A 12,616-nucleotide genomic window follows, 5' to 3' on the forward strand; every position below is an offset into this window, starting at 1 on the left:
TGTAAGTAGATGTATAAGTATGTTATAAAACCCCTATTATTTTTGTTAACGCCAGACTTTACGCATAAGCTGATTGTTTTTTGCGGTCGCGTGGCGCAGGCTCTACCGCCTGTTCGGTGGGGTATCCGTAAGTCGTGGGGTTTTCAAGACAACTCGCTTCAGCAGGAAGTGAGCGGCATCACTTTTCGTAACCCGATCGGCTTATCGGCAGGATTTGATAAAAATATTCAGCTGTTGTCACTAATGGAAGACATTGGTTTTGGGTTTGCTTCGGGTGGGTCGGTGACACTAGAGCCGAGGAAGGGGAATCGACGGCCGTGGTTTCATCGCTTGCCGAGGACGAAGTCAGTCGTAGTTTTTGCGGGTATGCCGAATAAAGGTTTGCGAAAGATCCGTAACTATATCGAACGAAACACCCGTCGGTCAAGCAACGCAGTCAGTGTGATCTCTGTGGCGGTTATTGCAAATAAAACAACGATTGAGCAGGCTGGTGGCTATCCAGCCGAACAGGCGATCATTAATGACGTAAAAAAAGCAACAGAATATATTATTCACAACAAATTGGCGAGTGTTGTAGAAATTAACATATCATGCCCTAATGCCGGCAAGGAGCCGTTTATTGAGGCGGAGTCGCTCGATGCATTATTAACAACACTTGATATCGTGCCGCGTGACGTACCGTTCTGGGTGAAAATGCCACATCTATATGACATAAAGCAGTTTGATGCGCTGCTAGGGGTTATTGTTCGGCATAATATCCAAGGTGTGACGGTGGCAAATCTGATCAAAGACCGTAGTAAAATTAACATCAAAGATTCGCTGACTGATGAAATTCGCGGTGGGCTGAGTGGTGCGCCAACGCGCGAACACAGCTTAGAGCTGATTCGCCATGCGTATAAGAAATATGGCGACCGGTTGACGATCATTGGCGTTGGTGGAGTGTTTTCGGCTGAGGATGCGTACGCCAAGATTAAGGCTGGCGCCAGCCTAGTAGGGCTGATTACCGGTCTGTTTTTTGAAGGACCGCAGCTGGTTGGGCAAATCAATCGCGGATTGGTGGAGCTATTGAAAAAAGACGGTTTTTCTCATATCTCCGAGGCAGTTGGTGCGGATTTTCGCAGCCGGTCAAAAAAGACGAAAAAACTTTGAAAAAACTCTTGCAAAACAACTTCGGCTGCTGTATAGTTGATTACTAGTTACGCGAATGTTCAGGAGAACCTCTGGCAATACACTGCAAAATGTGCGAGGGCAGTGGTGATAGTATCGTTGAGTGTAGATTAGATGACGTTATTTTGACGGGTCGAGATGTGCACTCAAGCGTGAGGCATGATCATTAACAATTTGAAGAGAAGAAATTGAGTTTTTAATTGACGGTAACAGTAATTGCAAGGTAGCAACTACTAGTTAAGTCAATGCATAAAAAGGTACTCAAGGGCACTAAATGGATGCCTAGACGTATATTACCGATGAAGGACGTGGAAGACTGCGATAAGCCTCGGGAAGCTGTCAACAAGCTTTGATCCGGGGATTTCCGAATGGGGAAACCCAGCATGAGTCATGTCATGTTGCCACTTGCTGAACACATAGGCAAGCGAGCGGGAACCATCTGAACTGAAACATCTTAGTAGGATGAGGAAGAGAAAGTAAATAACGATTGCGAAAGTAGTGGCGAGCGAAATCGCAGCAGCCCAAACCTTTTAAGTTTTTGCCTATTTATTTAGGCAAATAAGTTGATAGACGAATACTTAATAAGGGGTTGTGATATTACATATGACCAAGTCAGAGCATTTGAATTCATTCAAATAATCTGATTTGTGATACCAGGCTATCAACTGGTAGTAAGGTAAGAAAATGGCGTGGTTAGCAGAATAGTTTGAATGACTAGCCAAAGAGCGTGAAAGCCGTGTACGCGAAAACGACGCTGACCTTATGTATGTTTTATCGAGTAGGACGGGGCACGAGAAACCCTGTTTGAATCTGGCTGGACCACCAGCCAAGGCTAAATATAATATACGATCGATAGTGAACTAGTACAGCGATGGAAAGGTGAAAAGAACCCCGGGAGGGGAGTGAAATAGATCCTGAAATTTAGTGCCTACAAGGAGTCGGAGCCGGCTTGTCCGGTGACGGCGTGCTTTTTGTAGAACGATCCAGCGAGTTAATTTTTACAGCGAGGTTAAGTCAATTGACGGAGCCACAGTGAAAGCGAGCCTGAATAGGGCGTTTAGTTGTAAGGATTAGACCCGAAACCGGGTGACCTAACCATGAGCAGGTTGAAGCCACTGTAACAGGTGGTGGAGGACCGAACCAGGATACGCAGCAAAGTGTTTGGATGACTTGTGGTTAGCGGTGAAATGCCAATCGAACTCGGAGATAGCTGGTTCTCCTCGAAATAGCTTTAGGGCTAGCGTCGTGTTAGTAGCACATGGGGGTAGAGCTCTGTAAAGGACTGGGGCGGGCAACTGTACCCACCCTTAACAAACTACGAATACCATGTGTGTAACCACGGCAGTTAGAACATCGGTGCTAAGATCGGTGCTCGAAAGGGAAACAGCCCAGACCATCATCTAAGGTCCCTAAATTAACGTTCAGTGGGAAACAAGGTGAGATTTCTTAAACAGCTAGGATGTTGGCTTAGAAGCAGCCATTCATTTAAAGAGTGCGTAACAGCTCACTAGTCAAGAGATCTTGCGTGGAAAATGTAACGGGGCTAAAACGTTATACCGAAGATATGGATGTCAGATTTATCTGGCGTGGTAGAGGAGCGTTCCTATCAGCGGTGAAGTCGAATCGGAAGGTTCGGTGGAGCGGTAGGAAGTGAGAATGCTGGAATGAGTAACCATAAGAGAGGTGAGAATCCTCTCGGCCGTAAGAGCAAGGTTTCCTGAGCCATGGTAATCATCTCAGGGTTAGTCGGGCCTAAGCCGAGGCGCAGAGCGTAGGCGATGGACATCAGGTTAATATTCCTGAACCGGTTAAGTTTTGTACACTGTTCACGGGGAAGTAATCGAAGCGGATTCATGGTTTATCCGTCCAACCGAGCGGGAACGCAAAGGGAGTGAAAGTGATTCTTCGGAGTCGCGATTTTGGTGAAAGCCCTGGCTAGAAAAGCAGGTGTACGCGTGGACTTAGCCGCCCGTACCGCAAACCAACACAGGTGCTCGAGTCGAGTAGACTCAGGCTTACGAGCGAACCTTCGCTAAGGAACTCGGCAATACAGCGACCGTAACTTCGGGATAAGGTCTGCCCCCACTTCGGTGGATATCAGCCGCGTTCACTCAGTGAATAATAGGTTAAAGAGTACATTTTTAATCACAAAACGAATTTTCTGAGACACGAGCAAACGAATTGCTCTTTTGAACGCGAATCTCTTGTATCTAACGATGTGGGGGCCGCAGCAAAAGAGCCCACGGAACTGTTTATCAAAAACACAGGTCTCTGCTAACACGAAAGTGGATGTATAGGGGCTGACTCCTGCCCAATGCTGGAAGGTTAAGGGGAGCGCTTCACGGTGCGAACTGAAGCCCTAGTCAATGGCGGCGGTAACTATAACCGTCCTAAGGTAGCGAAATTCCTTGTCAGGTAAGTTCTGACCCGCACGAATGGAGTAATCATGTGGGCACTGTCTCAGCGAAGGACTCGGTGAAAGTGCATTGGCGGTAAAGATGCCGTCTGTCCGTACCAGGACGAAAAGACCCCATGGAGCTTTACTACAGCTTTACATTGAATACGGTTTCAACATGTGTAGCATAGGTGGGAGACGTTGAAGCAGATACGCCAGTATTTGTGGAGTCACCAAGTGAAATACCACCCTTGTTGTGATTGTGTTCTCACGCTGACCGTTATCCGGTTAGCGGACCGTGTATGGTGGGTAGTTTAACTGGGGCGGTTGCCTCCTAAAGAGTAGCGGAGGCGTTCAAAGGTTGGCTAACTTCGGATGGAAATCGAAGTGATAGTGTATGCGCATAAGCCAGCTTGACTGTGAGGAGTACATTCCAATCAGAGACGAAAGTCGGAGCAAGTGATCCGCTGTACGTACATTTGTACATGAATGTGGGATCGACAGCGCAAACGGATAAAAGTTACCCTGGGGATAACAGGCTTATAGCGCCCAATAGTTCACATAGACGGCGCTGTTTGGCACCTCGATGTCGGCTCATCACATCCTGGAGGGGGAGCACCTTCCAAGGGTTCGGCTGTTCGCCGATTAAAGTGGTACGCGAGCTGGGTTCAGAACGTCGTGAGACAGTTCGGTTTATATCCGGTATGGACGATAGGAAACTTGAGAGGATCTACCCCTAGTACGAGAGGACCGGGGCGGACGCACCTCTGGTGTATCGATTGTGGCCACCTGCTGCATTGTCGAGTAGCTATGTGCGGACTAGATAAGCGCTGAAAGCATATTAAGCGCGAAACTAACCTCAAGATAAGGTTTCCCTATGAGGACACAGAAAGACTATCTGTTTGATAGGCGCAAGGTGGAAGTGCAGCAATGCATGGAGCTAAAGCGTACTAATAGTCCCATTGCCTTTTTATGTCCTTGTCTGCTAGCGTTTATGCTTGCATAACGCTCGCGGATAAGGTAGACTTGACTAGTAATTGGTGCTTTTCAACGAGTGCCAGTCAATTAACAATTCAATTCCGTGCAGTAAACTGGACATCGAAGAAAGGGGTTTGGCCCACCGCGGAGTATATGCGGAACCAAGCGTCGTAACCCCCTCCTTCGGTGCCCATGGCGAGGAGGAAACACCTGTTCTCATCCCGAACACAGAAGTTAAGCTCCTCAGCGGCGATTATACTGCGAAAGTGGGAAACTAGCACGGTGCCGAATTATAAAAAAGACTTCCGAATAGGGGGTCTTTTTTCAGTTTTGCCAGAGGTGCTTGCGAGTAGCATAAGTATGATATAATGATGGGGAAATGGATAAAAAACAAACAGAACAGCCAGAGTCCCTTAGGCCGGAACGTAGGGGGGGTGTGGCGATATGCGCGTCTTGGTTAAGGCGGCCAAAATCGTGGGTTATTATTAGTAGCGGTATCGTTGCCTTGGCGGTGATAGTAGTTGGGACGTTATTTGTTATTACAACACGTGGTAATGTCAGCGTCGAGCGTGTGTCCGATGAAGCCCTACAGGAAGTCGACCGTCCAGTTCGCCTAAAGTTTAGTCAGCAACTGGGCGAAGTAAAACCGAAGATTACACCAGAAGTGCGTGGCGTGTGGCGCGAAAAGCGACAGCTGTTCGGCGTTTTTGAGATGGAGTTTACGCCCGACCAGCCACTGACAGCTGATACAAATTACACCGTGGCGTTCCCGGGGGTGAGACGTTCGCTGTTTGGTCATGCAACGATCCATGATGTATCGTTCAAGACGCAAAAAGCACCACGAGTGGACACGGCGTCACTGGATGGTAAAGAAGTGATCGCGATGGATCAGGCGTTGACGGTGCGTTTAGGCTCACGGGCGGGTAAATTGCGTGATCTAGAATTGACGACTGAGCCAGCGCTTGAGCTGAAGCGTGAGTCGTCGGATGATCAAACATTTTCATGGAAATACGCTGGCCTACTAGCACCTGACACGCAGTATACCTTCAAGTTATACGATAAAGCCCAGAAGGAAGAGTTAAAACGTTTTACGGTGAAAAGTGCGCCGCTACCAGCGATTGGTTCACCGATTAAAGAGCATTCAGTGACGCTATCAGACGAATTGAAGTTGACATTTCAGGAAGCAATTGATGCAAAGGATCGGTCAAATATAGCGGTTGACACGGCTGGTAATGGTTCGTGGCGGAGCGATACCGAGTACGTGTTTAAGGCAGATAAATTGGAGCCGGGCAAAACGTACACATACACCATTCCTAAAGGCTTGCGGACAGCTCGTGGAGGCGTTCTCGTCGAGGAAGTAAAAAAGACATTTACCACTAATGGGCACGTGCGTGGTGTGGGGGCGTCCCCGTGGCGAACCACGGTTGATCAAGCGGCGCAGGATGTACGGATAACCTTTGATCAGGCAGTTGACCACAAGAGCGCCCAGGACCGTCTCAGGACTTCATCTGGTACAGTTCAGAGTATTTCCTGGCGTGGTAATACGATGGTTGCTCGGGTGGTCAATATGGGCTTCCAGCGGCAAGTTCAGGTTTGGGCAGAGCCAGGCGTACAGCCAGTGTTTGGACTGCCGAGTGTGGAGCGAATTGCGACATCGTTCACAACTAATTCACGGGTCGTCAAACTCAATAACGTACCATTCTATCGTCAGGCGTACGCCCAAAGCTGCGAAGCGGCCTCACTGCGTATGGCCTTGGCATATCGTGGTGTGCATGATAGTGATTGGAATATCTTGCAGCGTTTTGGGTATCGTCCGCGCTCGCGAGACAAGGCGACAAATGAGTGGGACGATCCGAATGTGCAGTTTGTGGGCGACGTAAACGGCAACCAAGGTGCGGGAACGGGCTGGGGTGTATATGCCGGTCCGGTGGCGCGGGCGGCCGGTCAATATGGCCGCGGAACGTCAGTGGCATATGGCGCCAATGCGAATTTCGTAGCACAGCAAATTCACAATGGTAATCCAGTCATTGCGTGGGGCGTATGGCGGATTGGCGCAAAAATTGATAGTTGGAGGACGCCGTCAGGTCAGACGGTCAGTGGGCCGATACCGATGCATGTGCGTCTCATTGTTGGGGTTCGGGGTGAACCGCACGATCCACTTGGATTTTATGTTAATGACCCGATCTCGGGACGACTCTATTGGACAAGAGCACAGTTTGTGGCGATGACAGCTGGTGCTGGGCCGGCGGCGCAGCTGTTGGCGGTGCATTAATCGGTACTGAAGTGAGGATGGTATAGTCGGGGGCCCCGCGTCTTTGTTATTGAGATAGCTCTATAGACGCGGGCTTTGTGGTCGGAAAGTTGAAGGTGGGTATATGTATTTTTCTCGTCGTCGGAGTAATTTTGACCTAGATAATTTTAGCTATTGGCGAAATTCCTTTCACAATCAAAAACCACCCATCTCGCAGAAAGGGTGGTTTTTGAGTGGTGGAACTCATCATTTCTAAGCTCCAACAGGTGCCGTCACAAGGTGTGACAGATCTCATTATAGCGAAGTAAATCGCTGATTGCAATATTTTATTCACAATAAAAACGGCTTATGTAAATGTTGACAAAGTATGAGCAGTATGATAATATGCATACATAACACATATCATGTGTGATATATAAAGGCGAGGGTTTCCATAGTAGATGATGTGGAAATCTTTTTAATTCGGGAGGAAAACTCACATGGCAGGTACAAAAATTGGCGGTATGAAAGCGGCAGCGAAAAACTTAGCGCGTGACCCAGACTTTTATGCCAAGATCGGCGCGAAGGGCGGTCGGAACGGACGGACCGGTGGCTTTGCGGCAAACCCAGCTCTGGCACGGATCGCTGGTGCTAAAGGTGGTCGCATTTCTCGTCGGCGTAAGGTAACGACGACGGCCACGACAACCGTTAATCCGACAACGACAGTATCAACAGTGCAGGCAACGGCTCAAGACGACGTGACACTGGCCGCGTAGCCACACTGCTTAAAATGATGCGGTAGCCCTCTTTCCATAGAGGGCTATTTGCGGTAGCGGCGGAGTTCGCAGGATCGAGCTTCGTTGACGCGCCAGTTGCTAGCGCAGTGGAGACAGCGATACTGGTGCTTGGCGATTTCTATACCGACAGCGCTACATGTTGGGCACGTGCTGCGGGCATGTAGCCACTTGCGGTAGCTATCAAGCGCATCCTGAACGACGTCGTCATTCATGGCCAGAGTAATGTTATAGCGCGGGGCTAACTGATGGACAGCTAGCTCCCAGGCCTGGCGCTCCATGGCGATGAGGTCGATGTCACGAGTATAGTGATGATGGTCTAGGACGGCGTGGGCAGTTTCGTGGAGCAGCTGGGCGATAGCGGCTGGTGACGCCTCGTTAATATAAGTGATAGTCCGTGAATGGTGCGACCACGAAAAAACATCGCCAGCTCGGAACTGATACTCTGGATAATCGCTGGCCAGCTGCTTAACGATGGGCGATAGCGTTATCGTAGCAACCATAGAGCACAGATTCCTCGGGGTGTGCTGCACCAACGATGTGCGGGCAGGTGATAAATGACGGTAGTTTCTCGGTGATAAGTCCGGCTAGTGATGCAGAGAATTTATCGGTGTAGCGGCCGATACCGCCGCCGATAACGATAACGTTTGGCTGAATAGCAGCGATCAGTGCCTGCAGTCCTAAGCTGAGTCTCTTGGCAGCCTCAAACCAAGCTTCGGGCGGTGTTGCGTCCGATAATTCACCAAACTGTTGACTGAGCGCTCGTCCGGAAGCGAGGTTTTCCCACGAATCGATGGTTGACTGATACGCAACTTGCATATGACCGGCTTCACTGCTACGTAGGCTGGGGTGGAGTGTGCCGTTGAGGATAATGCTGGTGCCGATGCCTGTGCCGATAGTGACGTAGAGGCCGCAGGCTGGCTGTGGCTCAAGGCGACGTATACTGGCGAGGCCAGCGAGGTTGGCATCATTTTCGAGGATGATTTGGGCGTCGGGAAAGTGCTCGGCCAGGAGGTCGCGGATGGGCACCTCGCACCAGCCGAGGTTAATGCAATATGTAGCGACACCGTCAGTGACGGTGCCGGGTAGACCGATCGAGATGCCTGTAACAGGTGCGCCCTCGGCAATTACGGTAATGGTTTCAACGACTTGTTTGATATATGCTGTAATATCTGTTGGGGTGGCAAACCGAGTTGTTGTCTCTAGCGTGCCGTTGTCGGTAAATCGTCCGACCAATGTTTTTGTGCCTCCAGTATCAATCGCAATAATCATGAAACTAGTATACCCCTTTACGAGAGTGGTGACAATATGGTACAGTAAGTATTAGTAACGTCAGGGAGATAATAGTATGAAGCAGAACCGCCAGCGAGGATATGTTGTAATCTACGTGATCGTAGGGGTTATTTTGGCGGCGATCGCTTTGGCAACGTTATACGGGTTGCGACAGTTATCAGCACAGAACCAGGCCGCCTCATCGACGGAAAATGCTGCGACGAGTGAGCAGCAAAAAGAGACGAACAACACGAAGCCTGACGATAAATCGGCCGACAAAAAGAAGAACGAGAAGAGCGATGAGAAAAAAGACACTTCTTCAGCTGAGTCAAACAAGTCCGCGCAGCAGCAGCCTCAACAACACGCGCAGAATCAACCAACGCCGCCAGCTCAAAACAATGGCCACGGATCATCCCATCTACCGGCAACTGGGCCAACTGACTCGTTGGCAGTTGGCTTTGTGCTGGGGCTAATTGTGGCTGCGGGCTTTGCGTATCGTCGGTCAATGTTGGTAGTTTAGCTTCCTTCTCTTTACTCGGGGCACTATCTACGATATAATAAAACGAGATCCCCAAGAGGTAGCTGTTTTGGCAGGCCGCTTGGATAAGAATATTAACGTAATACAGGAGTCTATTTGGACGTATGGCAAATCCATTGACCATGGACGATCTGCTTGCTCAGGCGAGCGACTCCGTGAAGCAACTAACCGCAGGCGAGGTTGTGCACGGAACTATTTTATCAATAAAGAAACACGAAGTTCTGATTGATCTGGGGCCTTTGGGCGTTGGCTTGGTGCCGCGCCGTGAGGTAAGTATGTCGAACAATTATGCAGAAGGCGACGAGGTAACTGCGAGTGTTGTCGAGGTTGAGCTGGACAACGGTTACTCACTGCTCAGTATGCGTAAAGCGGCGCGCGATCGTGGTTGGGACGAGGTCGCCGCCAAATTGGAAAGCGGTGAAATTGTAACAGTGACGCCGTATGACGCCAATCGTGGCGGTCTATTGGCTGAATATGAAGGGGTGCGCGGTTTCTTGCCGGTATCGCAGCTATCGGCTGAGCATTACCCGCGAGTTGGTTCAAGCGATAAGGATGAGATCTTGCAGCGGCTGAATACGCTGGTGAACAAGGAAATTCGCGTCCGGATTTTGGACGCTGATCGCAAGGCGAACAAGCTCATCTTTTCCGAAAAGGAGGCCATCAAAGAAGGCCTGGCGGAGCGGTTTGAGAAGTTGTCGGTTGGTGATACTGTCAAGGGTATCGTGACTGGCGTGGTGGACTTTGGCGTATTTGTGAATGTTGAGGGAATTGAGGGACTGATTCACATCTCAGAAATTAGCTGGGAGCGGGTCAACAATCCGAGCGATTACGTCAAGGTTGGCCAGACCGTGGAGGCGAAGATTATCGCTATCGACAAGGAGCGCCTCAGCTTGAGTATGAAGCAGCTGACGAAAGACCCATGGCTCGATGAGGTAGAACAATTTAAGCCAGGTGAGGACGTCGAAGGCACAGTCACACGGATTACGCCGTTTGGTGCGTTTGTGCAGCTAAGTCCAGCTGTTGAGGCTCTCGTTCACGTTTCGGAGCTGGGTGGCGATGGGACTGACCCAGAGAAAGTCTTTACATTAAATGAGCGCAAGACCTTTACCGTGCTCGAAATTGATAAAGATAATCGCAAGATTTCACTGTCGCTGGCTGGCGGCAAGAAAAAATAGCCTATAGAAAAAGAGTAATGTAAACAGTTCGCCGAGGTGTCACGCGGGCGATGAAAGGAGCACGAGCAGATGACAGAAAAGATTGTCGCAATTGCAGATTCAGTAACCGTCGGAGAGCTCGCTACCACCTTGAACCTACCGGTCACGACGCTCATCGGCGAGCTGTTTAAGAATGGTATCGCGGCGACGATTAATCAGCGACTGGACTTTGAGACGGCGTCGATCATCGTTGAAGAGCTGGGCCTTGAGGTTACGCTCAAGAAAAAGGAAGCGGCCGTTGGTCATACGCGTGTGGAGCATACGCTGTCGGAACGGGCAGTGCCGCGTCCACCGATTGTGGCGGTGATGGGGCATGTTGATCACGGCAAGACGAGCTTGCTGGATGCCGTCTTGGGTAACAAGACCGCCGCAGGCGAGGCCGGTGGCATTACGCAGCACATTAGCGCCTATCAAACGAAGCATAATGGGCGGATGATTACGCTGCTGGATACGCCGGGGCACGAGGCATTTGCAGCATTGCGGCAGCACGGCGCGGTGCTGACCGATGTGGTGATCATCGTGGTGGCGGCGGACGACGGTGTCAAGCCGCAGACAGTCGAGGCGATTCGATTTGCTCGTTCGGCTAATGCCAAAATTGTGGTGGCGATCAACAAAATTGATAAAGATACCGCCAACCCGCAGCTGGTAAAAACGCAGCTGGCATCTGAACACAGCCTTAATCCTGAGGAGTGGGGCGGCGATACGGTGATGGTGGAAGTTAGTGCCAAGACCGGTCAGAATTTGGATAAGTTGCTGGATATGGTGCTACTGGTGGCAGATATGGAAGATCTGCGGGCGGATGAGGACGTTCCGGCGGAGGGGTTGGTGATTGAGGCGCATATGGAAATCGGGCGCGGCGCAGTGGTCGGGCTACTCGTTGAGCACGGTCAGCTGAAACCAGCGCATTATCTAGTGGCTGGTATGGCGTACGGTCGAGTACGGACAATGTCGGACTTTCGTGGTCAGACAATGAAAATGGCGGGCCCAAGCACACCGGTTAATGTAACTGGATTTAAGGAGCTGCCGCAGTTTGGGGATAGTTTTCGGTTGGCCAAAAACGAGAAAGAAGCACGGCATTTGGCGCAGGCGGCGCGCTTAGAGCAGGAAAAAATGGCTGCCAGCACCAATGTCACCAGCTCGGATATTTTGAAAATGATGAGTCAGCAGCATGACGCTGAGTCGTTCAATGTTCTCATCAAGGCTGATGTTCAGGGGTCATTAACATCAGTAATTGATAGTCTGAAATTGATTGATACGGGCGGCTTGGTGGATCTACATGTCATCGGTAGCGGGGTTGGTAATATTTCAGAAAATGACATTCACCTGGCGGTTGGCGAAAACACAGTCATTTATGGTTTTAATGTCGAGTTGCCGCCGGCAGTGAAGCGTCTGGCGGCGCGTGAGCACGTTGAGGTGCGGCTGTATCGAGTGATTTATGAACTACTTGATAATGCCAAGCAATCCATGGAAGCACTGCTGGCCCCAGAGGTCGTCGAGACCGAGGTCGGCCAGCTGAGTGTTAAGGGCGTGTTCCGAACGGTGCGCGAAGAGGTGATCGCTGGTGGTGAAATGATGACGGGTAAGGTTTATAAGGGTCTGTTGGCACGTCTGAAGCGCGGCGATGAGCACATCGCCGAGGTTGAAGTATCATCCGTTCAGCGTCAACATCAGGAAGCCAAAGAAGTGTTTGAAGGTGAAATGTGCGGGCTCAGCCTCAAAACTACGCGAAAAGTTGTTGTCGAGGAAGGTGACACGCTGGAGTTCTTTACGCGGGAGTTGGTGAAGAAGACGCTGTAGGACAATATCTATCATATTTCTGTCCGACGGGCAGCAATCTATTGACTTTCCCCCCCTAAATCTGCTACCATTCAAAACATAAGCTAGTCGGTAGCAAAAATGCCGACCATCGTATCCCCCCAGAAAGGAACCACCACAATGCCTCAAAACCCAAACCGCTTGCCAACATCCTCCCCTGAGTCTCTCGGCCCAGAGGCCGCAACCTCCTCGTCATATACCCTAGACGTAGAC

General features: G+C 50.3%; 8 protein-coding genes and 2 rRNA genes. 8 read left to right on the forward strand and 2 right to left on the reverse strand.

The window, feature by feature from the left end; all coding sequences use genetic code 11:
- The first annotated feature begins 9 nt into the window (after positions 1 to 9).
- The 5 genes from pyrD to GWK74_00910 all read left to right on the forward strand — a co-directional run bounded on the left by pyrD (position 10) and on the right by GWK74_00910 (position 7,546).
- Entirely contained in the window at positions 10 to 1,149 is a 1,140-nt protein-coding gene (pyrD, locus tag GWK74_00890; GenBank protein QHU90080.1) for a dihydroorotate dehydrogenase (quinone), read from the forward strand.
- A gap of 270 nt (positions 1,150 to 1,419) precedes the next feature.
- Positions 1,420 to 4,534: ribosomal RNA gene (locus GWK74_00895) — 23S ribosomal RNA — on the forward strand.
- A 188-nt stretch (positions 4,535 to 4,722) separates the two neighbouring features.
- Positions 4,723 to 4,831 (forward strand): 5S ribosomal RNA (gene rrf, locus GWK74_00900).
- Between the two features lie 88 nt (positions 4,832 to 4,919).
- Positions 4,920 to 6,812: a hypothetical protein gene (locus tag GWK74_00905; GenBank protein QHU90081.1), complete on the forward strand. Its 1,893-nt coding sequence runs from the start codon at positions 4,920 to 4,922 to the stop codon at positions 6,810 to 6,812.
- Between the two features lie 458 nt (positions 6,813 to 7,270).
- Entirely contained in the window at positions 7,271 to 7,546 is a 276-nt protein-coding gene (locus GWK74_00910) for a hypothetical protein (protein ID QHU90082.1), read from the forward strand.
- Positions 7,547 to 7,590: 44 nt separating this feature from the next.
- On the opposite strand, the gene GWK74_00915 is transcribed toward GWK74_00910, so the two are convergent.
- Positions 7,591 to 8,067: a hypothetical protein gene (locus GWK74_00915; GenBank protein QHU90083.1), complete on the reverse strand. Its 477-nt coding sequence runs from the start codon at positions 8,065 to 8,067 to the stop codon at positions 7,591 to 7,593.
- Complete coding sequence (locus GWK74_00920; GenBank protein ID QHU90084.1) at positions 8,033 to 8,836, reverse strand: ROK family protein; 804 nt, start codon at positions 8,834 to 8,836, stop codon at positions 8,033 to 8,035. Before GWK74_00920 ends, GWK74_00915 begins: the two co-directional genes overlap by 35 nt.
- 76 nt (positions 8,837 to 8,912) lie before the next feature.
- Here GWK74_00920 and GWK74_00925 point away from each other — a divergent pair, with 76 nt between their 5' ends.
- The 3 genes from GWK74_00925 (at position 8,913) to GWK74_00935 (ending at position 12,385) form a co-directional block, all read left to right on the forward strand.
- Entirely contained in the window at positions 8,913 to 9,356 is a 444-nt protein-coding gene (locus GWK74_00925; GenBank protein QHU90085.1) for a hypothetical protein, read from the forward strand.
- Positions 9,357 to 9,478: 122 nt separating this feature from the next.
- On the forward strand, positions 9,479 to 10,549 hold the full coding sequence (locus tag GWK74_00930; protein ID QHU90086.1) for a S1 RNA-binding domain-containing protein: 1,071 nt from the start codon (positions 9,479 to 9,481) through the stop codon (positions 10,547 to 10,549).
- Between the two features lie 69 nt (positions 10,550 to 10,618).
- Entirely contained in the window at positions 10,619 to 12,385 is a 1,767-nt protein-coding gene (locus GWK74_00935; GenBank protein QHU90087.1) for a translation initiation factor IF-2, read from the forward strand.
- Positions 12,386 to 12,616 lie beyond the last annotated feature (231 nt).

The organism is Candidatus Saccharibacteria bacterium oral taxon 488 (genome assembly GCA_010202115.1).
Taxonomy (GTDB): domain Bacteria; phylum Patescibacteriota; class Saccharimonadia; order Saccharimonadales; family Saccharimonadaceae; genus Nanosynbacter.